Raw genomic sequence first — 23301 nt, 5'->3', positions numbered from 1 at the left:
TGCCGATCTCGCAAACGTCCGCCGAATCGATTGAGACGCTGCGGCAATGGGCCAGCGGTCGGTGTCTCTCGGCCGATCGTCCTGGACTCTATCAGTACGCGTCCCTGAGTCGTCGGAAGCGACGACAAATTCCTCGGGACCCATCCGTCAACTAGTAACGACACCCAATCAACTCAATGCAGTCGGCCACGAACACGTTTCGTGGCCGGCTGCTCTCACTTCTTGACCTCAATCAGGAGTATGCGAATGACGACGATGATTGACGAAGCTGAGTCCGGCCTGTCCACCGAGGCGACCGAGCAATTACGCACGACCACGGCGGCCGTTCGGCTGAGCATTTCCTGGCTCGGTGTGCGGAAAACGTTGACCCCAGGCCAGAAGGCGGAGGCTGCCGAATCGTTCGGGGCCGAGGGGCAGTTCCTGTCGGCCGGCAAGAAGTTGTTGGACGTGAGTCATCCGGCATTTAAAGCGGTGACCGCAGTCCGTACCAAAGCGGTCGGGTTCTGGAAAGCAGAAACGCTACCGTTTCCCGAGCCAGGTTTACGGCTTATTCGCCGCGACCGGATCGAAGCCTTTGGCGATCGGATGCAGGATTGGAGCCTGGAACTCGATGATGCCGTCGCGAACCTGGATCAACACTATGCGGAACTCAAACAAGCGGCAGCCGGGCGACTGGGAAGTCTCTTCAATCCGGCCGACTATCCCGCATTGCTGATTGGGGCGTTTCAACTCGCCTGGGATTTTCCGTCCGTCGAACCACCCGACTACTTGCGACGCTTACATCCCGAACTTTACGAGCAGGAATGTCGACGCGTGCAAGCTCGGTTTGACGAAGCCGTGCAACTCGCCGAGCAGGCGTTCGTGGAGGAATTGCAGAAGTTGATTGCCCATCTGACCGAGCGATTGGCGGGGACGGAAGACGGGACTCCCAAAGTCTTCCGCAACTCGGTGGTCGACAAATTGACCGAGTTCTTCGAACGCTTCACGGAACTCAATGTTGGCTTGAATGCCGAGCTAGAGCGGTTGGTCAATCATGCCCGGCAAATCGTGCGGGGCGTCGATCCACAAATGCTGCGGGAGAACAGTTCCTTGCGCAACCAGATTGCTCAGGAACTATCAGGAGTGCAGACCGTACTCGATGATTTGCTCGTAGATCGACCGCGCCGCAACATCCTCCGTCGACCCCAGCAACCTTCGCAGGAGGACAGCTGATGGAACTAATCGTTCGCTGCGATGGCTCGGTCCATGCGATTTATAGCGAAGACATTCGCTTGGCCGATTTGGGTCGGCTCAATATCTGCCGAGCCAGCCATGTCGAACCGGACGAGACCGGGAATTGGCAGATCGATCTGAGTCCGGTTCACGGTCCGCAACTGGGACCGTTTCCACTTCGGAGCGACGCTTTGCATGCGGAGACTCACTGGCTGCGGACGCACTGGTTGATCGCTGATTAAGTTCACCTCGCAGTGTGCGGGGTGGTTGTGTTTTGGTAACACGGCCGCCCTGCGAGGGTGGTGGTCCATTTCAAGGAGACTAACCAATGATCTATGTTCGAAGGGAACCCGATGATCCGCGTGATCTGGCCAGAGCAGTCGCGATGGCAACCGGAGAATCACCACTTTGGATTTTCCATCGTGGTTTTGGATTGCTCACGCCGCCGCACGACGAACCGCATGAGACGCTGACCAATGCAACCATTTGGCATAACCAAGCCAAAGATGCAGATCGAAATCGCTGAACCAAGTACGGACGAGAGTCAAACTCCGGACCTGTTTCAAAATAACCAAACAATGAAAGTTCACACTATGTCGACGATCAAAATCATGTATATCAACAACGATGGCGGCGGTTTTGCGGACATACTGACGATTGCTGCCAACCTCAGTGTAGCGGATTTCTTTGCCGAACGCGTCCCGCACGGGCAGCCTGCGGATTATCTGATTCGTGTCAATCGGCAACCGGTGACCAGCACCACAATCCTCCAAGACGGCGACCGCGTTTCAATTACGCCGACGAAGATCGAGGGAGCCTTGCTGTAGTTGCTGAGGACGACAATCCACATTGAGAATTCAACGCCGAGTCGCTGGTCTTGGGACGAGCGGCTCGGCTTGTTTTGTTGCCATCATCGCCAATGAAAGAAAGGAGACGAATGACGACATCACAACACGGTCTCGCAATCCGCGTGGCAAATCGGATCTGCGAGTCGATGCAGAACTCACCGCCGCCGCGGTTGATTTGGCCGACGGAAAATTGGGACGAGTACTCGCAGCTAATCCGACAGCTCCGCATCGCGAGCGATCGTGGGTGGTTCCTTGCAGCCGTCCGATTGAGAACCCGGTTTCCCAGTGCGTTGCAAGCCTTGACGCAACGGCTAGCCAGCTGGTCGACAAGTCCCCAGCCGGCGCCCACGACTCCTGCGCTCCGCACACTCTACGACGAAATCATGGCACTCGAAGCCGAGTTCGGGGAATTTCGCATCGACTTTCAGACCGGCACATTGGCCGTTCAAACCGAGCCGATTGAGTTGGAGGGGATTGATCTCGGCGAATTCGAAATCAAGTTAAAATGGCAACGGATTGCTGAGCCGTCGCTATTTTGCATCATTGCCCTGAACGCAAACCCGGCGGCAGCGAATGCGGAAGTTACCCACCCACACGTCCAAGACGAGACGCTCTGCGAAGGCGAAGGCCGAGCCGCGATCCAGGCGGCTCTTGCCAGCGGGCGAATCTGTGATTACTTCACGATCGTTGCTCAAATCCTACGGACCTACAACTCCGGTAGTGCCTACATCACGCTTGCGGAATGGAACGGCGAAACCTGCGAAGACTGTGGAGAACTCGTTCGCTCTGGTGACGCCTCTGGCTGTAGCCGCTGTGACCGGTTGATTTGCGGCGAGTGCGACGTCCGTTGCGTCGATTGTGGCGACGGTTACTGCAACGGCTGCTTAGGTCACTGCCAAAACTGCGAGCAATCGCTCTGTTCAAACTGCCAACACGTGTGCGAATCCTGCGAGCAAGAGTTCTGCGAAAGCTGCCTGGAGGGATCGCACTGTAATTCCTGTCAACTGACATCAACAAACGGGGACATGTATGAGACGACTTCCAAAACGTAAGCACGAACGCATCGAACGCGTCCCAACTCTGCGATTCACACCGAACGCTTGGGCCAAACTATTGTATTGGCGGGATCGCGGCGGAACCGAAGTCGGTGGTTTCGGAATTTCCGCCGAGGATGCCCCACTGCTGGTCGAGGACGTGTGTCTTGTCGGCCAGCGCTGCACTGCCGTTAGCGTTCAATTCAAGGATACCGCCGTGGCGGACTTCTTTGATGAACAAGTCGACCGCGGCGTAGCTCCCGAACGCTTCGCCCGATTGTGGTTGCACACCCATCCGGGAAACTCGCCGCTGCCAAGTGCAACTGACGAAGACAGCTTCGAACGGGTCTTCGGTCGTTGCGATTGGGCAGTGATGTTCATTCTCGCGCAAAACGACGAGACCTACACCCGCATGAGCCATAACCGCGGCCCCCGAGTCGCAGTCAAGATCAACACGGAAGTTGATTTCTCGCGACCCTTTGTTGGCAGCAATCACTCCGCCTGGGACCATGAATATCTGCAGTACGTCACTGTTTTGGATGGGTTCGCGGCGAACCTTTTGTCCTTCCAAGACTTTGAGTTTGACTCTGCTATTGAGGAGCCATTCGATGGCATCGAATCGTTTTGAACGCCAAGCCGACTTGGTCCCCAAACTCAAACTTCGGGAATTGACGTGTACCGTCATCGGCGTTGGCGCGGTGGGACGTCAAGTGGCCTTACAGTTGGCGGCGATCGGCGTGCGCCGAGTGCAATTGATCGACTTTGACACGGTTGAGGCGAGTAACGTCACCACGCAAGGGTACCGGCTGCAATCCGACCTGGGACGCTCGAAGGTTTCGGCCACCACAGATGCGATCCGTGAACTGGACGCGACGGTCGTCGTCGAATCCATTTGCGACCGGTTCCGTCCGCGATACGAGACTGGAAATGCCGTCTTCTGTTGCGTGGACAGCATCACCGCTCGCACAGCGATTTGGCGATCACTGGCCGGTCGCTGCCACTTCGGGTCAGACGCCCGAATGTTGGGGGAAGTCCTTCGTGTGTTGACGGTCAGCTCACCCACTGATCGTGAGCATTACGAAAGCACCTTGTTCGCCGCCCATGAAGCTCAGCCTGGTCACTGCACCTCCCGCAGTACGATCTACACGGCCAGTCTATGTGCCGCTTTGATGCTCCATCAATTCACCCGCTGGCTCCGGGAGTTGCCGAACGATCGAGACGTCTCGTTCAACCTGCTCGCGAGTGAGCTGGTGCTTGGCTGACTCGACATCTTCTGACGCAAAACCTATTAAAGGAGACGTTTTATGGGAGCTCGACACAAACTCAACCAGATTTACATCACGCTAGCTTTATTGCTCGCGGCATTTGTGGGTCTGTTAACGCAATCAACAAGCGTCTTCGGTATTGCCTTGGTGCTGTTGATCGTGACCAACATTCACTCGGGAAGTATCCGCCCCAACCAACGCCGTCGTCGCTAACCTGATCAACTCACCAATAGACTTCACAGCTGTGCCGACCGGCCCACCCTTCGGGGCGGGCCGGTCGGCCTTTTTCTTAGCCCTCAGGGAAGAATCATTCCGGCGTTGGGGACCTGATACAAATACCAATCAAAAATGGGAAGCCGCGTTTACCCAGATCACCACCGTTGATTAAGGGGCTTTGTTTTCTATGGCCTCTAAGGGTGAAAATTAGCTCGTCCTGATGTTCGCTGATGAGAACGAAGCTGAGGAAGCGGCTCAACAGACGTTCTTCAAGGCTTATATGGCGTGGGATTCGTTCGCAGGTCGTTCAAGTGTACGAACATGGCTGTTCCGTATCGCCATCAACGTCTGCCGAAGGCATCTCACGACAGGTAAACGTTTTAAGGGCGAATGACTTCACGGTCAGATCGAGCTGGCACGCCCCGAAGCCGACCCTTGTGACGAGCAGATGACTGAGAAGGTGAGGCAGGCCTTGAAGCAACTGGCGCCGCCTCATCGTTTGATTCTAACGCTGTTATGTATCGACGGCATGAAGCATCAGGATATCGCCAAGATTTTTGATGTACCCGAAGGAACTGTCTGGTCGCGATTGCACAAGGCCAAGCAAGAACTGAGAAAAGAATTCTATTCAATTAAGGATTGATCATGGACAACAACGACATCAGAAAGCTGTGCCTCAAGCAAGTCTACGGAGCAGCGTTGACCGCAGCAGAGCGGGCCTCGGTCGATGACTACGCGCAAACTGCCGACGGTATGGATTACCTGCGGGAGAGCCGAGAGATGAAAGCCCTGCTGCAGAACATCGCCGACGTCAAGATCAAGCCGGTCGACCATGAAGAGATGGTCGAGGACTTTGAGCGTACAGTACGCCAGAAACTTCAGGAAACGTTATTCCGACCATGGTGGGAAGCGAACAGCCCGCGGATTGTTCTGAGACTGATGGCGGGAGTGTTTATTGTTCTAGATGGTTGGACTGTCATCAATTCTGTGCTCCTGGGAAGTTGTGTCCTTTGGCTGATTTCGGACTATCTCCAACGCTACTACTTTACGAGAACTCTGAGCAGGCCCGACCTTTACGGATATGCGAAGGCATCAAAGAGACGGTCGGACCGAATACTGCAAAGTTTGCTCGGCCATGCGATGGTGGCCTTGCTCTCTGTGCTGGTCATCGCGGCCGTGTCGTTCGGCGCGTAATGGGGCTATCGGGATTTGGGCTTCATCGTGCCAGCGATCATGATCATTATTCTTGTTGAATTGGCTGCCATCGTCGTCTACCATTTCCGCAAGGTGAGGCGTTCGGATTCCGTTGTTTGGGACTGTTGGGCGGAAGAGATCAAGGGGTGACGGGCTAGAAGTCGATCGTCGCTCAAAGCGCTGACGATCAACGGGCTTTCCGTTCGGTCGATCAAACACTTCATAAACGGGCGTGACATGTGCGGTAAACTGTAACATAGCAGATTGCGTCGGCCGAACTAGCGAACTCAGTTTCGCAATTCGCTAACCCTCGGAAAGTGCATTACCAGACAGCTCGAAGAGATTTTGCTGCCGCGCAGCAGTCTGATTTTCTGAGCGATTCCTCTGAATTCGGCCAGACTGGCTAGATCCGCGAAGGTTGTCGAGCCGCTGTCATTTGGGGAATCGGCGAACTTGCGTCGGTATTCCAGATTGAAGCCAACCGCCGAGTTGACACCAAAAAAGCATGGGACGAACCCCAACGGTACCGCAAGTTGTGCAGATGTGGTTTGGCATGGCAGATCAATTCTATCAGCGTTCGATCGCGGTTAGAATTGAGCCACACACACCACCGAACCGCGACTGTCAACAACGTGACACCATCGTCAGAGCCATTGATCGAGCTGACTCCCATTGAAAGGCATCCCATGAAAGCGAAACGAAGTTATCTCGTTTTTGCGTTCTCCCTTGTTTCGGCGTGGACCATCCCGACGGCGCCTGCCTTAGCCGACGACAAACCGGTCAAGGTCTACATTCTCTCCGGCCAGTCCAACATGGTCGGCATCGGCCAGGTCACCGGCGGCGGCAGTCGCTGGGGTTCAGAGTTCATCGAACCGGTCGTCGCGGTGTATCCCGGCAAGTACGATCCCGATGCTGATTACGACAAGCTGGAACCGACAAAGACCTTGAAGCTGGAAAAGTTTGGCGGCGTCCAGCCCACGCCTTACCCGGGCGGCGGAACACAGATCGTTCGCGGATTCATCCAGCTCAAGACCACGGGGGTCTATGAGTTTCGCCCTGGTTACGGCGGATCGACCTACAACATCATGGAAGTTGATGGCCAGGAAGTCTATCGCCAAGAGCCGGGCAAAGATGCAAGTCACACCTACCTCAAGCTGACCGCTGGGAAGAAGGTGCCTTTCAAGATCATCTATCTAACCGATCAGGCGAACGGACTGGGTTGGATCGCGCGGATCGACATTCCGGGCACGCTGGCAACCGTCGTGAAGCAGGATGGCAAGTTTCCGTACCTTATCGACAAGCAAGGCGACTGGGTCGAGCGAGAAGATGTCTGGTACAAGGGCGTAGTGACAGCCACGGCGAACAAGTGGCTCAGCGTGGGTTGCGGAGCGGGACATAACAACATCGGCCCGGAACTCGGCTTCGGGCACATTGTCGGCGATTACCACGATGAGCCGGTCTTGATCCTCAAAGCCTCGCAGGGCAACCGGTCGCTGGGTTGGGACTATCTTCCGCCCGGCAGCAAGCCGTTCGAGTCCGACGGTTACATCTACGCCGGGTACAAGGATTCGCCGGCCCGCTGGAAAAAGGGAACCAAGCCCGAGCCGATCAACTGGTACGCCGGCAAGCAGTACGACGACTGCTTTCAGGCCGCCCACGAGGTGCTCGACAACTTCGACCAGGAGTTCCCGCACTGGAAAGGCCGAGGTTACGAAATCGCCGGCTTCGTCTGGTGGCAGGGCCACAAGGACGGCGGCGAACCCTACGCCAGCCGCTACGAACAGAACCTCGTGCACTTCATCAAGACGCTGCGGAAAGAGTTCGACGCGCCGAAGGCTCCGTTTGTGATTGCGACCATCGGCTTCGGCGGGTGGAAAATGGAGGGACCACATAAGACCGTCGCCGATGCGCAACTTGCCGTCAGCGGAGACAAGGGAAATTACCTGGAGTTCAAGGGCAACGTGCTGACGGCAGAGACGCGCGATTTCTGGCGGGAGCCGGACGTGTCACCCAAGAACCAGGGCTTCCACTACAACCAGAACGCCGAGACCTACATGCTGGTCGGCGAGGCCCTTGGCAAGGGGATGCTCGAATTGCTCAAGGCGAAGCAGTGACTAACCCAAATCAGACTCAGATCAAACGGGCGAGAAAGAGGAGATTTGTTGTGACTATCAGAACCTACCTGCTTGTCGCCGTATGCTCTGTGACTGTATTGAGTTTTCCCCTCGCGTTGGATGCTGCAACCTTGCGGGTCCCTGATCAGCACCGCACGATTCAGGCGGCGATCAACACGGCATCGACCGGGGATACAGTGCTTGTCGCCGCTGGAACATACCACGAGCGAGTGACGCTCAAACCGGGGGGCACGCTGAAAAGTGCGGGCGACGACACCCAAGGCAAACTCGGACTCAAACGCGCCGAAGCGACCATTATCGACGGAAATTTCAAGGGTGCGAAAGGAGCTGGCGTCACGATGGCCGAGGGTTCGACCTTGGACGGTTTCACTGTGACAGGCGTTGGAAAGTACGATGACGAGCTGTGGAAAAAGCATTATGCGACGCTCGGACAAGAACAGCCGCATGAGCATATCGGCGTTCCTGGTACAGCCGGGATTGCCGTCATCGGCGTTGGGCGATGTCAAGTCCTCTATAACATCGTGCATCACATTGGGGACACGGGCATTGCGATTCTCGGCGTTGAGGGAAGACGGGTTTCGCCACACGTTCTTCGGAATATCAGTTATCGCAATCCCACATTACAAACCTGCGGGCTCCATGCCGAGACATCCATTGGCCGGTGTAAAGATTCGCCCGGCTGATCCCACAGATGGATGTCGTGACGCAGTTGTGGGTGAAGCGCATCCCTTGGGACGCCAATCGGTCGAGATGGGGCGTCTTGACCACTGGGTTGCCCGCGGCTCCCAAGGTATCGTGCCGCCAGTCGTCGGCGTAGAGCACCAAGACGTTCATCTTTTCGGTCGCAGCAGCCGATCCCACCGCTGAGGCGAGGATTCCAAAAAGCAAGAGCGGAACGGTTTTCAGCATGGCGTTGACTCGTAAGGCAGAGGTTCTCCGACACACGAATGAATGTATGGCAATTCCATTCTTGACAGGATTGCCCACCGGCACAACAGACGCGGTCAGGTTCAGCCCGCGTCGACATTCGGCTTGAATATCTACAGCTTGGTCAAGGCTTTTGACCAGGAGTTCGCAGTTCTTCGGCAACCCTCAAATCCTCACCCTGCACCAGCCAGTTCAGCATCCGCGGATAAGCCATCGCGTTCTTGAAAATCCCGCCATGGTCGGCGTCTGACCAAACCGTCTCGACCACGTCGACGCCAAATCGCTTGGCGGACGTGACGGTTTCCTGCTGCTCTTTCCGCATGTAATCCTTTTCGCCGACGAAAACCCAAACTTGCGTCTTAGGATAGTGCCGCAAGGACCACGGGTGACAAACACCGGCGATCACCACGCATTTGGTGAACAGTTTTTGTTCGTAGGAGGGTAGCTCCCAAGCGCCTGAGCCTCCCATGCTAAAGCCAATCACGGATCGCATTTTCTCATCAACGCGATACTTCGTGCTGATTTCTCGAACGACCTCGCCTAACGGTTTCCACTCCCACTTCGTGTACCGTGGGCCATCCGGTGAAGGAGGACAGAGGGGCGCGACCACGATCGCCGGAAGTTCGGTTAGCGGACGTATGGACCGCCGGAGTTGCTCGGACTTCGGCATCCCGCCGCCGTGGAGAAAGAGGATCATCGGCCACTTGCGATCTTTGTCCGCGTCGTAATTGTCTGGCACGCTGACGATGCAGCGGTAGGTCAGCTTCGTCGTGTAAGTCCGCTCGACCACATGCTCCCGAAGTTCCGCTGCGCTGGCTTGAGCCGTGAGCAAGAGACCGAGAATCGCCAAACGGATGGACTGGTGCATGAACTGTGACCTGCCTTGGATTGGATTGCGCTGCCGAACATGACAAGTGCCATCTTAGCCAAAGTTCGACCCCATTTCGCTGAAGCGAAATAACTCATCAACGGTAGGTTGCCTATTCGTTCGTCGTTACAATCAACCTGAGTATAGTTTCGCTGCCGCTAATAACTTGGGTTTCACATGTTCGATTCTCCTGGAGCTGTCGTGAACCGTTGGCTTTGCTTGATTGGCGTTTGCTTGGTGGCAACGTGTGTAGTTCCCGTTGGGCCGGCCAGGTGCAAGGCTGACGAAGCCGAACTCAAAGCCAACTTCGGTGAGCAGCAATTTGCTCCACAAGGCGGCTTGATTCTCGAAGTCGGACAGAAACTTCCCGGTCTGGTTTGGGAGCATCCTGAGCTTGTCGCCAAGGTCGTCAATGTTCCGACGTTCCCTACACGGTGGTTCAATGAACACTTCGAGGAAGTTCAGACCGCTAACAAACCGGGTCGCTATTACGTCTACGGCGAGGCTCCGGTCCCATCCGGGCCTCCCCTTCGGCGAGCCATGACCTGCTGCTGTGTGGCCGATGATCTGGATCTTGAGACCCTCGCGAAGAAGCGAATTGAGGCAATCGACCCAGGAGCCGCTGCTGATCGGAAACAAATCCAAGCGATGATGCTTCGCTGGCGCACGTCGGAGGAAGGAGCGGTCGAGCTTGCCGCGATCTTGAACGGCGGCCAACCAACCGGTCCCGTACGAGTCGGGCAGTGGCAAATGGAAAACGCCACGCAGCACGTCCGGTTGAAGCGAAAACTGATGGGCCTGGCCAACAAGCCCATCGTCAAGGCGATGGTCCGGCCGTATGAAGGCGAACCGGCTCCCGAGCTACGCAAAGCTCCCCTTAGAGAAGCCGGGGTTACCGATGATCAAGTTCGGGCGGTCGAAGCAAAGCTCGATGAGTGGTTTGCGGTATCTCAGGAACCAATGGCGGTGGTGATCGCCAGAAATGGCGTCATCGTCGTAGCGAAGGGGTACGGAAAGGTCGATCAGAAGCCGGTCACGATCGACACTCCAATGCTCTTGCACTCGGCCATGAAGCCGCTCATCGGACTGCAACTGGCAATGTATGTCGACCAGGGCGCGATCAAACTAGACGAACCGATCGGTAACTACCTGCCGGACTTCAATTCGCCGCAGGATCGAAACCTCACGTTTCGGGCCGGCCACGTCCATGCCACCGGAATCCATTTTCCCTGGGAGCTGGCTTTCAGACGGCTGTTCTACTTTCACACTTGGCACGAGAGCTTGATCGCTCACTGCAAACGGGAGTGGGCTCCCGCTGCGAAGTATCGGTACGGCGTCGTTGGCGTGATCCTTTCGGTCCGGGCATTGGAGCTTCTGCGCGGCCGGAACTACTGGGATGCGATGGAACGCGACCTTTTTGAGCCGCTCGGAATCCGAAACATATTGCCGGGCGGCACCGGCTTCTCGGCAGAAAACATGGCTCGGATCGGCGTCGTGCTGGCGAATCGTGGAAAGTACGGAACAATGGAAGTGTTTTCCGATGAAACCTATACGGCAATCGTGCCGACATCGCTCAAGCCGTATTTCCCCGCACTTGACATGCAATACGGTATCGGCCTGCAAGATCACGCCCGGCTACTTGGTCCTGGAAGTTTCGGACACGGCGGCGGCTGCGGGACCCTACTCAGCGTCAATCCCGATAAGCACCTTGTCTTTGCGATGGTTCGCAACGGACAGGGCAAAGATTACAAGGAGTATCGTGCTAAAGTTCTGTCTTTGTTGCGAAAGTGGATCGACGAATGAACGATACGATGATTCGTTTGATCTTCCTGTCGCATGCAGCGGCCACGCTCTATATGACGGGGGTGATTTGGTTTGTGCAGATCGTGCACTATCCGCTGATGGGCGAAATTGCCAACTCTGAGTTTCCTGTCTACGAACGGCGTCACATGTCGCTGACAACCTGGGTAGTTGCCCCGCCGATGCTCATTGAGGCCGCGACCGCCGTCCTCCTCTTCTGGATCCGCCCGGCGAGTGTTTCGGCTTGGCAAGTCGGGACCGGGATCATTTTGCTGGCTGTGGTCTGGCTCTCAACCACATGTCTGCAAGTGCCATGTCACGAAACGCTTGCAAAGGGTTTTGATGCTGACATTCACCGGCGTTTGGTTTCTACGAACTGGATGAGGACGTTCGCATGGAGCTTTCGCGGGGTGCTGGTCCTGTGGATGTTATGGGTCGCTTGGAAAACGAACTGAACGTATTCTCCTCCTTGAAATATCCGACATATTTTGCCAACTCGTTTTTCGTTGCGGAGGCGTCCATCGCCGGCAGTAGGTGGAATAGGAGTACCAAGGTTATGCGACCGAGAAACATTACCTCGTTGGTAGTCCTGTGCTTGTCATTTGGGTGTGCGCTCTCAAGTTCACGGATTCTGGCAGATGAAGCCGCTCACGTCGTGACGTCACCCTCGTCAGGCGAGTACCAGATCGTTTGGTTACAGCTAGACCAGGGCGGTGTCGCGTTCGACAGTAAGAAGCGGGAATGCATCGACGTGTCGCTGTTCTTTGGCATGCGGAACGGCAAGGCGGTTGTCGCCTGGTTCGTGCATCCGGCGCTGTCACGCAGGCGTGTAGTGTGGCTCGATGCGTCAACGCTCAAGCTCAGTAAGACTCAACTCCGCGGCGCTTTCCAGGGCCGGACGAACCGGCATTGGGGCAACAAGAACATTCAATACTTCGATTACTCGATTGATGCCGTAGTCGGCGATGGTGAAGCTCGCAAGCCCGCGGCGTCAGCAGTTCCAGAGCGGCCGCGCGGACCAAGTCCTCCGCCGAACGCGATCTCGGGGACGTTCTCCGCGGGGTTTATCGACGAGGCCGGCGAACGGATCAACTTCGACGGCAAGCTCAGTGGCCATGTCGTCACGGCCGATCAGATCGCCGGCGACAAACTGGCAGCCGGGAGCAACTGGCCGCACTACTACGGCGACGGCTACCGACTGACCGGGCCAGAGAGCAAATCGCAGCTGACCGACGATCTGGCCCGGGCGCGGCCGGTCTGGAAAAGCGAAGCGTACATTCCCACCGCCTACGGCTCGGCTCCCGACAATCGCTATCCCGACCGCGCCGGGCGGAGCGGCAATGGCGGAGGGTCGGCTTCCCCGGTCGTGGCCGATGGTCGCGTCTATCAGTTTTATTATCGCCCGCGCGGACCGGTAGGTCAGTCAAAACCGTATCTCGAAAACTTTATTGGGCAGCCTTTCACCGACGAAGCCTTGCTCCTGGCCAAGGCCCGACAGTTGTTCCCGCAGCGGTCGTATCAGCAGGACGCGGTGCTCAACCACTTCCGCACACAGGCTGACGAAGTGTTGGTCTGCATGGATGCAGCCACCGGGCAGACGCTCTGGGAAACGACGTTTCCGCAACGGGGCAACAACTACCAGACGCATAAACATCGTGGGCACTTTCCGGTGGCGCTGGTCGCCGGCGGGATCGTCTATCAACCCGGAACCACCGGGCGACTGTATGCCGTTGACGCGGCGACCGGAAACCTGCTGTGGGAATACCCCGACGCCCAGCCAGAGGTCCACGTCACAAGGCAAGGCGGCATCGACGCGAGTGCGCCCAGCCCGGTGTTGATCAACGGCGTGATTGTGTTTGCCGCGTCCGGCCACTTGCACGGCGTGGATGCAAAGACGGGCGCGAAGCGTTGGGCGACGCGACTCTGGCATCGCTCGTCGCTGCTGCCTTGGACTGGCGGCGATAAGTCGTTGGTCATCGCCAGTGATCGCGACCACGAGAAGAAGCAGAACTTTGCCGTCGCGCTCGATCCCGCCAACGGCGCAGTCGTATGGCGGCAGCCGGTCGAGTATCTGATCGACTACACCTTCCCGCTGCTGGCCGGCGACTTTCTTGTTGGCTATTCGCTGAACAAAGACAACGTCAAGCCGGGCGAGAACGATGGTCTGGTAGTCCTGCACGCTTACGAAATCACGGCCGACGGTTTGCAGCCGGCCTGGACGACCAAACCGCTGGCTCCGATTATCGACACCATCGGGATGGCAATCGACAGCGAGCATGTTTATGTATCGGCGGCCCGCGAGGCGATCTGCCTCAAACTGGCGAACGGCGAGACGGTGTCGCGTATTGAGAATGTCGGCGGTGCTCGAACGCAGACAGCCTTCGTTTCGGGCGGGCGCTTGTTCATCCAGCCCGAAGGCCGCCACGGCAGCCAGTCGTTTCTGATGCTCTCGGCGAACCCAAAAGACTTTCGCGCGTTCGGGAAGTCCCAAGCCAAAGGCGCGCTCAACCACCACGTTGACGCCGAATACCAATGGCGGCCACCGCACACCTGGACTACGGCCTACGCCAACCAGCCGATCGTCTATCCGCTGGTCGATGGTCGGCTGTTCGTCCGGGGATTGGACGCGATCTATTGTTACGACTTACGAACGCGTTCTCCACAAGAATGACGCCGCTTGATAATCGACGATTTGGCCGTCGGTTTCGTTAGTCTGCAATTTACGCCCATTTCAGCGTTATGCAGGCCGGCAAGTGGCAGCGACGGACGCGATTCTGAACGATCAGACGCCCCCGATTCGAGTGATCGAGCCGGGGGCGTTTGTTGCATGGGAAGCGTTTGCGTGCGACCGCATCGGTTGCTGGCTACAATGTTGGCTTACTTCTTTCTTATGGACCAACTCGCATGATTCGTCACATTGCTGTCGCTACCTGCCTGCTTCTCGCTGGCACCGACCTCCTTGCCGACGAAACACGAAAGCCCAATTTCGTGGTCATCATGGTCGACGACATGGGCTATGCCGGGGTCAGTTGCTTTGGCAATCCGTACTTCAAGACGCCGGAAATTGACCGTCTGGCTGCCGAGGGCATGAAGCTGACCGACTTTCATTCGTCGGGAACTGTCTGTTCGCCGACGCGGGCCGGGCTGCTCACGGGCCGGTATCAACAGCGGGCTGGGATCGAAGCGGTGATTCATCCCGTCGCCGATCATCCAGAACATCGCAAAGGCTTGCAGAAGTCAGAAACGACTTTTGCCGAACTGCTCAAGCAGGCTGGCTACACGACGGGAATCGTCGGCAAGTGGCATCAGGGCTATCCGCACGATCTCGCCGATTATCATCCGCAGAACCATGGCTTCGATGAGTTCATTGGCTACCACAGTGGGAATATCGACTTCGTAAGCCACGTGGGAGATCACAACAAGCACGACTGGTGGCACGGCCGCAAGCAGACGCAAGAGAAAGGCTACGCCACTGATTTGATCAATCGCTACGCTGTGGAGTTTATCGAGCGGCATCGTGACAAGCCGTTTTGCCTCTATGTCTCCCACCTGGCGATTCACAACCCGGTGCAAGTCCGCGGCGATCCTGTGCGGCGCACCGAAGCCGAAGGCTGGAAACGCTGGAAGCCGGTGGGCCAAGCGGAACGCATTGAGAAGTTTCGCGGCATCACGCTGCCGATTGATGAGGGTGTGGGACAGATCCAGCGGGCGCTGGTTCGACTTGGGCTAGAGACGAACACGCTGGTATTGTTCTTCTCTGATAACGGGGCCTCGGCGGATTTTCCCAGCGGCAGCCGGAAACTGCGCGGCCGCAAGGGCTCGGTCTACGAGGGCGGCCACAAGGTGCCGTTCATTGCCTGGTGGCCCGGCAACATCGAAGCTGGCACGGCGAACGACACGCCAGCGATCACGCTCGACGTGATGCCGACGCTTCTCGCTTTGGCCGGCATTGAGACTCCCCAGCAACAATCGCTGGATGGCGTGGACCTCTCGCCGCTGTTGCTCGACGGCAAGCCGCTGCCCGATCGTCCTTTATTCTGGGCGTCGTTGAGCAACGGAGGATCGCGTTCGGAAGCCATGCGGGAAGGACCTTGGAAACTGGTCGTCCAACATCCCAAAGCGAAGCCCGGCAGTTTCGAGAACGAACGAGTTGAGTTGTATCGCCTGGATCGCGATCCGAGTGAACAGGCAGACCTATCCGCCGCGAAACCGGACCGTACCGCGTCCATGCTTCGAGAATTGAAAAATTGGTATGCCGACACCCAGCGGACTGCCACCCAGCAACCTGGCGGCAGGTAGTGGGCTTCCCTATTGAATCAACCAGATACCCAACTGAGGCATCGAACGATGACAACCATCACCCGCTTTCTCATCGCCACGGCATTCCTTGTCGTGTCGTTTCCGACGCTCAAGGCGGCCGAGAAGTCCGCTCCGGCCAAACCTCCGAACATTGTGCTGATCCTCACTGACGACCACGGTTGGAGTCAGATGTCGCAGGTCGTGGACCCGCGTGTGCCGGCCTCGGCCTCAAACTATCTGGAAACGCCGAATATGAATCGGCTGGCGGCCGAAGGGATGCGGTTTACGAGCGGCTATTCGCCGGCCCCGCTTTGCACACCCACACGCCGCAGCATCCTCTGCGGGGCCGCCACCGCTCGATGCGGGAGCGAGTTTCGCAGCAAATGGATTCCCGCCGAGCACATGACGATTCCCAAAGCCCTCAAGCTCGTTGAGCCGGAATATGTCTGCGCTCACTTTGGCAAATGGGGCGAGCAGATGATCTCGACGCCGGAGGAATGCGGCTACAACAACAGCGATGGCATGACCGGCAACAACACGGGCGGGATGCCGGCCACGCTTGGCGTGAAAGGCAGCCACGAAAACGGCCCTCCGCATTTCATCGACAACAACGATCCCAAACGCACCCGCACGGTCACTGATCGGGCCATTAAGTTCATGCAGGACCAAACGCGAGCCAATGCGCCGTTCTACGTGCAACTCAGCTACTACGCTCAGCATTTATCTGTCGTCTGCACCGAGAAAACGCTGGCGAAGTACAGGGCTAAAGGGGTTCCTGATCGCGGCTACACCGAGGCGTGGGCCGCCATGATGGAAGAACTGGATCGTGCCGTGGGACGCGTCCTCGATTCGATTGATGAGTTGGGGATTGAAGGCAATACCTACGTTTTCTTCACGGCGGACAACGGTGGCCGGGGAACCATTCCCGGTGGCGATACCGATCGCAAGCCGACAAATCATCCGCTCACCGGCGCCAAGCACAGCCTTTACGAAGGCGGCATCCGTGTTCCGTACTTTGTTCGAGGACCAGGCATCAAGCCGGGAAGCGTCTCTCACGTTCCCGTTGTCGGTTACGACTTCCTACCCACGTTCTATGATCTGGCGGGCGGTGACTTTGGACGCGGGCTTCTGTCTGCCGACGTGGATGGTATGAGCATCCGTCCGCTGTTCAGCGATCCGAAAGCGAACCTGGATCGCAAGGACAACGCGGTTTACTTTCACCGTCCCGGCCGTGGGTTTTCCGTGATCCGGCAAGGCGACCACAAGCTGATGGTCTTCTGGCGTCCGAACGGTTCCATTGCCCGCCGGGAGTTATACAACATCGGCGAAAATCCTGTGGAGGAGGGCCGGGACAACGCCAACGACAACAAGGCGAAAGCGGATGGCATGCAGGAGACGTTGTTGGCATTTCTCAAATCGGTTTCGGCGGAGATGCCGAGCGACGTTCGCAGAAAACGAAAACGGACAAAACCCGCGCCGAAGGATCAGTAATGAAAGTTGTTGGGAAATCTTTGCTCATCATGCTTTGCTTGATAACCGAGCAGGCACATTCTGATTAACCCCGAGCCAGGCATGTGCCGGAACGGCGGCCCAACGTCGTCTTGATACTGGCCGACGACATGGCGTTGGGAGACTTCGCATCGCGGAACAAGGGGCTCAGCAAAACCCCGCACCTGGATCGGCTGGCAGAGGAGAGTGTCTGGTTCAGCCAGGCTTACAGTGCTTCCTGCGTTTGTGCACCAGCACGGGCGGCCCTCTTGACCGGGCGGTATCCGCATCGCACCGGCGTGGTCACGCTCAACATGAACCGGTATCCCGATCTCACCCGATTGAAGCACGAAGAAACTACAATCGCCGAAGTATTGCAGGCCCGGGGATACGTGACCGGCTTGATTGGCAAATGGCATTGCGGAACGGGAGACGGTTTCGGACCGTTGAATCATGGCTTTGACGAGTTCGAGGGGTTCAGCGGTTCCCAGGAACTCTCCTACTTCCGGTACTCGCTGACCGTGAACCGGCAAAGCGTGAACGTCAGCGACAAATATCTGACCGACGATCTTTCGGAACGGGCCATCGAGTTCGTGCGGAGACATCGGGACAACCCGTTCTTCCTGCATCTGGCGCATTATGCCCCGCATCGACCATTGGAGGCTCCGGCGGAAGCCGTGGCGTCTTATCGAACAAAGGGCCTTGATGAATCGACCGCGACCATTTACGCTATGATCGAAATCATGGATCGCGGTATCGGTCGACTGCTCGATGAGCTGGATCGCCTGAAATTGTCAGAGCAAACGATCGTGATCTTCGCCAGTGACAATGGCCCCGACCCGCTCACGGGCACACGGTTCAACGGACAACTTCGCGGAAGCAAGTACGAGATATACGAAGGCGGCATCCGCGTTCCGCTGATGGTTCGCTGGCCGGGTCGGCTTCGCCACCGCAAGGTCGATGAGGTCGTGCATTTTGTGGACGTCTTCCCCACGATCCTGGAATTGTGCGAGATTGAGCACCAGCCCAAGTTGCCATTGGATGGTCAAAGTGTCGTCTGGATGCTCGCCGGCAAATCTCAAGAGCAGAGCCCGCCGTTCCGGTACTGGCAGTGGAATCGCGGCGAACCGAATTACACGCACAATGCCGCGATTCGCGATGGGGATTGGAAACTGGTGCGTCCCTACGTGACCCGCCGGGCCAATCCAAAAGACTCACAGAGGGACCCTGCTCTTTATCATTTGGCCAAGGATCCCGCCGAACAAAACGATCTCGCTCGCCACGATCCCGAGAGAACAGTCCGCATGAACCGATTACTCACAACCTGGAGCCGGTCCGTGGAGGAAAGCCGCATGAAAGAGGATGCAGTCCAACCAGAGTAACTCCAGCTTGAAGTCCCATATGCGGGTCGATTGATTCTTCAAGCAAGCGCCGAAACAATGCGCGGAATCCTACGGCCGCTTCCGAAAACGTACTCCATCGGCTTGAACGAATACCATCGCCCCGGATACGAGGCGTCCATTTCCCCAATTAGGCCAGATCGACGAAGGCTTGAGCCACCGCCAATCCGCTTAGAAACGCGCCCTCGATCCGTGGGCCGCCACACCAGTCGCCACAGGCACCCAGTCGCGATTCCACATCGAACAGAAACCTCCGTTCAAGTGGTTTGGTAGGTAGAGAAAACCGCCAGCGATGCGCAGTCGCCCGTGCAGGCCGCCGACGCGACACGCCGAGGGCCGTTCAGAAACTTGCGAGCAATTCCGGCACTACCGATTCGCTCGAATCATCAAGGTGCTGAATCGATCGTTCAGGATTTGCATGGAGCACCCAGCAGTCGGACTGTATCGGCCGCTCCGGCTTACTGCTATTGCGAGCGATCCAGTTTAGAGCCGAATCGTCGACGAACGCGGCGTCACATAGCGGTTCCAGTGGTTGCTCAAATGCCAGCATCACCGCCCAGCATGTCGAAAACGCGGACGCGAACTCTGGCGGCACTCAGTTGCTGCGCACATTTGAGCCCGCCAATTCCTGCGCCAACGATGGCAACGGATTGATCACTCGATGTCATGGGCGATCCTACGTTCCTGGAGATGCTCCGAGTTGCGAAACCGATCCTACCATCCTCGCGTGCCGGGCTCACCCTTGAACGGGCCGACGATATTGCTGGTGATCCAGCCACCGTAGAAACCACCGGCCTGGGCTTGCACTTGTTCCTCGCCGACGTAGCAGGCATCCATCAGGTGTGGATAGAACGCCACATAATCGCGAAGCGACTCGAACGCTCGCGACGGCGATGGGTACGCCCAGGCGGCGTTTCGGATCTTCCGGTCACCGACCGCGACGTCGAAGTAGTGAGCTGTGCCCTTCCATTCGCACCAGGATTGGCCGTCGGTTGGTTTCAACAGCTCCATGCGGATGTCCGCCGGCGGGATATAGAAGACCGGTGGATGACTTGTCTCCAGCACACGCTTGGTTTGCGTGCTTTCCGCGATGACTTCGCCGCCAGCGACGACTTTGATCGTTTCAGGGCAGTCTTCCAGTCGTGGCGGTCGGGGATATTCCCAGACGGATTCCTGGCCGGGGCCGGGCTCGATTCGTTTGATTGGCATTTGCGCTCTCCTGTTAGTATTCACCCAAATTGTAGCGCGTCGGCCAATTCCGAAAACCGCTTCGTGCGTTCCGACTCCCGGTGGCAACCCCTGTGGTTTATCACTGTTGCAACTTTCGGGCGTTTAGCGACCGCACGACGGCCAGCAACAACGTAATCGCGGTCAGCGGGATGACGAAGCCGAGCATCACCACGCCGAAGGTTCGGCTGACGGCGGGCACGGTTGCCGCCAGCACTAGGTAGGTCATGTATGCCATGTAGTACCCGAGGAACAAGCCGCCTTCCCAGCGCGCGATCAAATGCCCGGTGAAGAAGATGGGCAGGCAGGCGATCGCCACAGCAACCATGATCGGCATATCGAGTCGGAGTGCCGTTTCGGAAACCACAACGCCGCCAGGTACGATTGCCGCGGAGAGTCCCAGAACACACAGGAGGTTGAAGACGTTGCTGCCGACCACGTTACCGACGGCGATGTCACGCTCTCCCCGGATGCTCGCCAGCACAGAAGTGGCCACCTCCGGGAGCGACGTTCCCGCGGCCACGATTGTCAGACCGATCAACAGCTCGCTCATCCCGGCCAACCGGGCGATGGTCACCGCCCCGTCGACAAGCCACCGCGATCCGAACGTGAGGAGAACCAGGCCGCCAACGATCAACGCGATTTGCAGCCCGATTGGCGAGGCGGAGGGCTTCTCTGTTTCTGCAAACTCTTGCTCGAACTCTGCCTTGACCTCCACGGCTTCCTTGCGGCTCATGACGACAGTCCACGTGATATAGACGACCAGGCCGGCAAACAGGCTGAATCCTTCAAACCGGCCAATCGCACCGTCAATTCCGAACAACAGCACCAAGACGGAGGCGACGATCATCAGCGGCACGTCGATCCGAATCAGTTGGCTCGACACCACGAGCGGGGAGATCGACGCGGATACGCCCAGAATGAATAGCACATTGAAGATGTTGCTGCCCACGACGTTGCCAACCGCAATGTCGGTCTGTCCGCCCAGCGATGCCTTGATGGAAACGGCTAATTCCGGAGCGCTGGTGCCGAAAGCCACAACCGTCAAGCCCACCACCAGTGGTGGAATCCCCATAATTGCCGCGAGTCGGGACGCGCCACGAACGAGCACTTCGCCGCCGGCAACGAGGAATACCAGTCCGATCACAATCAGTCCGATCGCGACAATCATTTGTCGGCCCCATCTTTCTTCGCCCACTGCTGTCCGTTCCAGCCAAAGAACTGGCGTTCATCGTCGCAGATAACGCCCAAGGCTGACGGATTGTAGCTCTCCGCGTATTGAGCACCGCAAGTTGTGCAAAAAGAGTTTGGCATGGCAGGTCAATTCTATCAGCGTTGCATTGCAGTTAAAATTGAGACGGACACAACGTTATCGAAGCTGCCCTATTAAAACCCGGCACATTCGTTGGAGAGCCAGTCGCAGCCTCCGTTGAAAGGCATATTATGAACTCGACTCGGAATGAACCCGTCCTTGTTTTCTCTCTGGTACTGGCGTGGACCATCTCAACAGCCTTCGCCGCAGCCGCCGAGAAACCGGTGAAGGTCTTCATCCTTGCCGGGCAGTCTAATATGGTCGGTCACGGCAAGACGCGGGACGGTCTCAACCCCGAGTACGACCCGAGTCAGCCGCAGTCCGCAACGAACCGACGCGAGATTCCCGGCGGGATCGGCGGCTTGGCCTGGGCGGTCAAGACCATGCCCGAAACCTTCGGCCCGAAAGGGACCGACCCGTTGGTCGATGGAGACGGCGAGTGGCTCGTCCGAGACGATGTGAGCGTCTACTCCCGCATTGAGGTTTTCAAAGACAAGAAGAACCTCGGAAAGCTGACGGAGGGTCGAATCGAAAAGGGTCGGCACACCGTTGGCTTCGGCAAAGGGAGTTGGAACGGACCGGAGTACGGCTTCGGCCATATCGTTGGGAACGCGCTGGACGAGGATGTACTGATCATCAAGGTCGCGACCGGCGGGACCAGCCTGCAAATCGACTGGCGCTCGCCGACCGCCGTGGCCAAGCGAGGTGGCGAAGTCGGCTATATGTGGACCCACATGCTCCGCACGGTGAAGCACGTGCTGGACAACCTCGGCACTGAGTTTCCCGAGTACGCGGGGCGGGACTACGAGATCGCGGGCTTCGGTTGGCATCAGGGCTGGAACGATCGCACGGAGAAAGGCGTCGCCCAATACGAGGCCAACCTGGTCGACCTGATCAAAGACGTGCGGGACGAGTTTGGCAAGGAGCTGCCTTTTGTCATCGCAAATACCGGGATCGGCGGCGCCGAGGTGAAGGGTGTCGGGCTGGATCTGATCAACGCCCAGGGCGCGGTCGCTGACTTCGAGAAGTATCCCGACCACAAGGGTAACGTCGCGGTGGTCGACACGCGGCCGATGTACCGCGACAAGTCCAAGTCGCCGTCGGGCTTTGGCTACCACTGGAACCACAACGGCATCACGCACTACGAAATCGGCGCGGGGATCGGCAAGTGTATGATCGAGCTCCTCAAGTCGAAAGAATAGTCGCGGCTCTACTTGTGATTCGTGGAAATCTGTCCGTTTCAGATTGTCAAACCAAACCCAAACGAAGATTACTTTGCGAGAGTCACCTGCACCCTGGCGAACGCTGTCATTCGATAACCAAAGTAACCGAGGAAAAACCTATGCGATTCGTCCACCTATCCGCTCTTGTGTGCGCTCTTATCGTCGCCGCTCCTGCCTCGGCGACGGAACCGGATGCTCAAGAGCTCGTTGAACAAGTTGTGCGTGCTGCCGGAGGAAAGTACAAACTGCTCAAGCTGTTCCGCATTGAGGAGAAGCTCAATGTAAGTTCCGATCCGGCCAAGAAGGGCAAAGTTCGCGTTTCGGTCATCGAGCCGCCAGCCTATTGGTGGATCGGAAAGAAGCAACGGGACGAAGACGAGCCGGCAAGGTATCTGGCTTGGGCGTGGACTCTTGGAGCAGTGACCGACCCTAAGTCCAAGCTGGAGGTGCTCCCGGAGATCATGGAGGCTGACAAGCCAGTGTTTGGGCTTCGAGTGAGCGGTACCGTGACGCCACCCATGGAACTTTACTTTGACAAGAACGAAAGCCGACTGCTCCGCATCGACTGGAAGTCGAACGTTCACCGTCTCAGCGATTGGAAGGAACATGATGGGGTGAACTACCCTGCGAAGTGCATCGGCTACAAGAAGAAGAGCAACGAGCCCTGGTATTTCAGCGAGATCGTCGAACTGAAACGACTCAAAGAGTTGCCGGAGGGGCTCTCGCGATAATGGCGAGAACACACATTTGAGATTCGCTCAAAGCCAGTCAGGAGGCCCCGGTTCGTGTGATCTAGAGCGATTCACGGTTTTCTGTAGCGTTTTTCGACTCGTGTTGTCATCCTGAGACTGGT

At 57.4% G+C, this 23301-nt stretch carries 26 protein-coding genes and 1 pseudogene; 21 read left to right on the top strand and 6 right to left on the bottom strand.

Translation table 11 applies throughout. The features are described from left to right. Positions 1–246: 246 nt before the first annotated feature. The 13 genes from AC5DDB_RS29415 to AC5DDB_RS29355 all read left to right on the top strand — a co-directional run bounded on the left by AC5DDB_RS29415 (position 247) and on the right by AC5DDB_RS29355 (position 8587). Positions 247–1212, top strand: a complete 966-nt coding sequence (locus AC5DDB_RS29415; protein ID WP_491743344.1) for a hypothetical protein — start codon at positions 247–249, stop codon at positions 1210–1212. After that, positions 1212–1454 carry a hypothetical protein gene (locus AC5DDB_RS29410; protein WP_491743343.1) on the top strand — a complete coding sequence of 81 codons (243 nt, stop codon included), beginning with the start codon at positions 1212–1214 and terminating at the stop codon, positions 1452–1454. The genes AC5DDB_RS29415 and AC5DDB_RS29410 overlap by 1 nt, the downstream gene beginning before the upstream one ends. An 86-nt stretch (positions 1455–1540) precedes the next feature. Continuing rightward, positions 1541–1738: a hypothetical protein gene (locus tag AC5DDB_RS29405; protein WP_491743342.1), complete on the top strand. Its 198-nt coding sequence runs from the start codon at positions 1541–1543 to the stop codon at positions 1736–1738. A gap of 67 nt (positions 1739–1805) precedes the next feature. Next, positions 1806–2039: a MoaD/ThiS family protein gene (locus AC5DDB_RS29400; RefSeq protein ID WP_491743341.1), complete on the top strand. Its 234-nt coding sequence runs from the start codon at positions 1806–1808 to the stop codon at positions 2037–2039. Between the two features lie 110 nt (positions 2040–2149). Then, positions 2150–3112 carry a B-box zinc finger protein gene (locus tag AC5DDB_RS29395; protein WP_491743340.1) on the top strand — a complete coding sequence of 321 codons (963 nt, stop codon included), beginning with the start codon at positions 2150–2152 and terminating at the stop codon, positions 3110–3112. Next, a complete protein-coding gene (locus tag AC5DDB_RS29390) occupies positions 3090–3722 on the top strand; it encodes a hypothetical protein (RefSeq protein ID WP_491743339.1) in 633 nt (210 codons plus the stop codon). The genes AC5DDB_RS29395 and AC5DDB_RS29390 overlap by 23 nt, the downstream gene beginning before the upstream one ends. After that, a complete protein-coding gene (locus tag AC5DDB_RS29385; protein WP_491743338.1) occupies positions 3703–4356 on the top strand; it encodes a ThiF family adenylyltransferase in 654 nt (217 codons plus the stop codon). Before AC5DDB_RS29390 ends, AC5DDB_RS29385 begins: the two co-directional genes overlap by 20 nt. A 42-nt stretch (positions 4357–4398) precedes the next feature. Continuing rightward, complete coding sequence (locus AC5DDB_RS29380) at positions 4399–4572, top strand: hypothetical protein (protein ID WP_491743337.1); 174 nt, start codon at positions 4399–4401, stop codon at positions 4570–4572. A 223-nt stretch (positions 4573–4795) separates the two neighbouring features. Further along, positions 4796–4969: a sigma factor gene (locus AC5DDB_RS29375; RefSeq protein WP_491743336.1), complete on the top strand. Its 174-nt coding sequence runs from the start codon at positions 4796–4798 to the stop codon at positions 4967–4969. Positions 4970–4981: 12 nt separating this feature from the next. Next, positions 4982–5218 carry an RNA polymerase sigma factor gene (locus tag AC5DDB_RS29370; protein ID WP_491743345.1) on the top strand — a complete coding sequence of 79 codons (237 nt, stop codon included), beginning with the start codon at positions 4982–4984 and terminating at the stop codon, positions 5216–5218. Positions 5219–5220: 2 nt separating this feature from the next. Next, on the top strand, positions 5221–5769 hold the full coding sequence (locus AC5DDB_RS29365) for a hypothetical protein (protein ID WP_491743335.1): 549 nt from the start codon (positions 5221–5223) through the stop codon (positions 5767–5769). A 686-nt stretch (positions 5770–6455) separates the two neighbouring features. Then, positions 6456–7883, top strand: coding sequence for a sialate O-acetylesterase (locus AC5DDB_RS29360; protein WP_491743334.1), 1428 nt, complete (start codon positions 6456–6458; stop codon positions 7881–7883). 50 nt (positions 7884–7933) lie between these two features. Then, on the top strand, positions 7934–8587 hold the full coding sequence (locus tag AC5DDB_RS29355; protein ID WP_491743333.1) for a right-handed parallel beta-helix repeat-containing protein: 654 nt from the start codon (positions 7934–7936) through the stop codon (positions 8585–8587). On the opposite strand, the pseudogene AC5DDB_RS29350 reads toward AC5DDB_RS29355, so the two are convergent. After that, positions 8529–8738 (bottom strand): annotated as a pseudogene (locus AC5DDB_RS29350) (sulfatase-like hydrolase/transferase); the annotation flags it as partial. The gene AC5DDB_RS29355 and the pseudogene AC5DDB_RS29350 sit on opposite strands and share 59 nt — an antisense overlap. Before the next feature lie 217 nt (positions 8739–8955). Then, the gene (locus AC5DDB_RS29345) at positions 8956–9699 is read right to left on the bottom strand and encodes a carboxylesterase family protein (RefSeq protein ID WP_491743332.1); all 744 of its coding nucleotides are present in this window, start codon (positions 9697–9699) and stop codon (positions 8956–8958) included. 201 nt (positions 9700–9900) lie between these two features. Between AC5DDB_RS29345 and AC5DDB_RS29340 the strand changes: the two genes are divergently transcribed. From AC5DDB_RS29340 to AC5DDB_RS29315, 6 genes are all read left to right on the top strand, one after another. After that, positions 9901–11502 (top strand): serine hydrolase domain-containing protein, encoded by a 1602-nt coding sequence (locus tag AC5DDB_RS29340; protein WP_491743331.1) that lies wholly within the window; start codon positions 9901–9903, stop codon positions 11500–11502. Then, positions 11499–11954 carry a hypothetical protein gene (locus tag AC5DDB_RS29335; protein ID WP_491743330.1) on the top strand — a complete coding sequence of 152 codons (456 nt, stop codon included), beginning with the start codon at positions 11499–11501 and terminating at the stop codon, positions 11952–11954. The genes AC5DDB_RS29340 and AC5DDB_RS29335 overlap by 4 nt, the downstream gene beginning before the upstream one ends. Positions 11955–12055: 101 nt before the next feature. Then, positions 12056–14170, top strand: a complete 2115-nt coding sequence (locus AC5DDB_RS29330) for a PQQ-binding-like beta-propeller repeat protein (protein WP_491743329.1) — start codon at positions 12056–12058, stop codon at positions 14168–14170. Between the two features lie 317 nt (positions 14171–14487). Next, positions 14488–15798, top strand: a complete 1311-nt coding sequence (locus AC5DDB_RS29325) for a sulfatase-like hydrolase/transferase (RefSeq protein ID WP_491743328.1) — start codon at positions 14488–14490, stop codon at positions 15796–15798. 48 nt (positions 15799–15846) lie between these two features. Next, on the top strand, positions 15847–17289 hold the full coding sequence (locus AC5DDB_RS29320) for a sulfatase (RefSeq protein WP_491743327.1): 1443 nt from the start codon (positions 15847–15849) through the stop codon (positions 17287–17289). Positions 17290–17372: 83 nt separating this feature from the next. Next, positions 17373–18668 (top strand): sulfatase-like hydrolase/transferase, encoded by a 1296-nt coding sequence (locus AC5DDB_RS29315; RefSeq protein WP_491743326.1) that lies wholly within the window; start codon positions 17373–17375, stop codon positions 18666–18668. 554 nt (positions 18669–19222) lie between these two features. Here the strand turns inward: AC5DDB_RS29315 and AC5DDB_RS29310 are convergent. The 4 genes from AC5DDB_RS29310 to AC5DDB_RS29295 all read right to left on the bottom strand — a co-directional run bounded on the left by AC5DDB_RS29310 (position 19223) and on the right by AC5DDB_RS29295 (position 21227). After that, complete coding sequence (locus tag AC5DDB_RS29310; protein WP_491743325.1) at positions 19223–19354, bottom strand: NAD(P)-binding protein; 132 nt, start codon at positions 19352–19354, stop codon at positions 19223–19225. A gap of 46 nt (positions 19355–19400) precedes the next feature. Further along, a complete protein-coding gene (locus tag AC5DDB_RS29305; RefSeq protein ID WP_491743324.1) occupies positions 19401–19895 on the bottom strand; it encodes a DUF427 domain-containing protein in 495 nt (164 codons plus the stop codon). Between the two features lie 100 nt (positions 19896–19995). Beyond that, positions 19996–21084 (bottom strand): calcium/sodium antiporter, encoded by a 1089-nt coding sequence (locus AC5DDB_RS29300; RefSeq protein ID WP_491743323.1) that lies wholly within the window; start codon positions 21082–21084, stop codon positions 19996–19998. After that, a complete protein-coding gene (locus AC5DDB_RS29295; RefSeq protein ID WP_491743322.1) occupies positions 21081–21227 on the bottom strand; it encodes a hypothetical protein in 147 nt (48 codons plus the stop codon). The genes AC5DDB_RS29300 and AC5DDB_RS29295 overlap by 4 nt, the downstream gene beginning before the upstream one ends. 129 nt (positions 21228–21356) lie before the next feature. Here AC5DDB_RS29295 and AC5DDB_RS29290 point away from each other — a divergent pair, with 129 nt between their 5' ends. Continuing rightward, positions 21357–22427 (top strand): sialate O-acetylesterase, encoded by a 1071-nt coding sequence (locus AC5DDB_RS29290; protein WP_491743321.1) that lies wholly within the window; start codon positions 21357–21359, stop codon positions 22425–22427. Between the two features lie 140 nt (positions 22428–22567). After that, a complete protein-coding gene (locus AC5DDB_RS29285) occupies positions 22568–23179 on the top strand; it encodes a hypothetical protein (protein WP_491743320.1) in 612 nt (203 codons plus the stop codon). Positions 23180–23301: the final 122 nt, after the last annotated feature.

Source organism: Thalassoroseus sp., from assembly GCF_984380535.1.
Note: the sequence above shows the minus strand (reverse complement) of the source record. Positions and strands in the feature narration are given on the sequence as shown.

What these genes read in the sequence shown, in the direction of transcription:
- AC5DDB_RS29415 (WP_491743344.1), top strand. Translation starts at nt 247, where the DNA reads ATGACGACGATGATTGACGAAGCTGAGTCCGGCCTGTCCACCGAGGCG.
- AC5DDB_RS29345 (WP_491743332.1), bottom strand. Translation starts at nt 9,699, where the DNA reads ATGCACCAGTCCATCCGTTTGGCGATTCTCGGTCTCTTGCTCACGGCT.
- AC5DDB_RS29310 (WP_491743325.1), bottom strand. Translation starts at nt 19,354, where the DNA reads ATGACATCGAGTGATCAATCCGTTGCCATCGTTGGCGCAGGAATTGGC.
- AC5DDB_RS29395 (WP_491743340.1), top strand. Translation starts at nt 2,150, where the DNA reads ATGACGACATCACAACACGGTCTCGCAATCCGCGTGGCAAATCGGATC.
- AC5DDB_RS29405 (WP_491743342.1), top strand. Translation starts at nt 1,541, where the DNA reads ATGATCTATGTTCGAAGGGAACCCGATGATCCGCGTGATCTGGCCAGA.
- AC5DDB_RS29385 (WP_491743338.1), top strand. Translation starts at nt 3,703, where the DNA reads ATGGCATCGAATCGTTTTGAACGCCAAGCCGACTTGGTCCCCAAACTC.
- AC5DDB_RS29290 (WP_491743321.1), top strand. Translation starts at nt 21,357, where the DNA reads ATGAACTCGACTCGGAATGAACCCGTCCTTGTTTTCTCTCTGGTACTG.
- AC5DDB_RS29365 (WP_491743335.1), top strand. Translation starts at nt 5,221, where the DNA reads ATGGACAACAACGACATCAGAAAGCTGTGCCTCAAGCAAGTCTACGGA.
- AC5DDB_RS29305 (WP_491743324.1), bottom strand. Translation starts at nt 19,895, where the DNA reads ATGCCAATCAAACGAATCGAGCCCGGCCCCGGCCAGGAATCCGTCTGG.
- AC5DDB_RS29410 (WP_491743343.1), top strand. Translation starts at nt 1,212, where the DNA reads ATGGAACTAATCGTTCGCTGCGATGGCTCGGTCCATGCGATTTATAGC.
- AC5DDB_RS29360 (WP_491743334.1), top strand. Translation starts at nt 6,456, where the DNA reads ATGAAAGCGAAACGAAGTTATCTCGTTTTTGCGTTCTCCCTTGTTTCG.
- AC5DDB_RS29375 (WP_491743336.1), top strand. Translation starts at nt 4,796, where the DNA reads ATGTTCGCTGATGAGAACGAAGCTGAGGAAGCGGCTCAACAGACGTTC.
- AC5DDB_RS29320 (WP_491743327.1), top strand. Translation starts at nt 15,847, where the DNA reads ATGACAACCATCACCCGCTTTCTCATCGCCACGGCATTCCTTGTCGTG.
- AC5DDB_RS29400 (WP_491743341.1), top strand. Translation starts at nt 1,806, where the DNA reads ATGTCGACGATCAAAATCATGTATATCAACAACGATGGCGGCGGTTTT.
- AC5DDB_RS29285 (WP_491743320.1), top strand. Translation starts at nt 22,568, where the DNA reads ATGCGATTCGTCCACCTATCCGCTCTTGTGTGCGCTCTTATCGTCGCC.
- AC5DDB_RS29330 (WP_491743329.1), top strand. Translation starts at nt 12,056, where the DNA reads ATGCGACCGAGAAACATTACCTCGTTGGTAGTCCTGTGCTTGTCATTT.
- AC5DDB_RS29335 (WP_491743330.1), top strand. Translation starts at nt 11,499, where the DNA reads ATGAACGATACGATGATTCGTTTGATCTTCCTGTCGCATGCAGCGGCC.
- AC5DDB_RS29300 (WP_491743323.1), bottom strand. Translation starts at nt 21,084, where the DNA reads ATGATTGTCGCGATCGGACTGATTGTGATCGGACTGGTATTCCTCGTT.
- AC5DDB_RS29295 (WP_491743322.1), bottom strand. Translation starts at nt 21,227, where the DNA reads ATGCCAAACTCTTTTTGCACAACTTGCGGTGCTCAATACGCGGAGAGC.
- AC5DDB_RS29390 (WP_491743339.1), top strand. Translation starts at nt 3,090, where the DNA reads ATGAGACGACTTCCAAAACGTAAGCACGAACGCATCGAACGCGTCCCA.
- AC5DDB_RS29380 (WP_491743337.1), top strand. Translation starts at nt 4,399, where the DNA reads ATGGGAGCTCGACACAAACTCAACCAGATTTACATCACGCTAGCTTTA.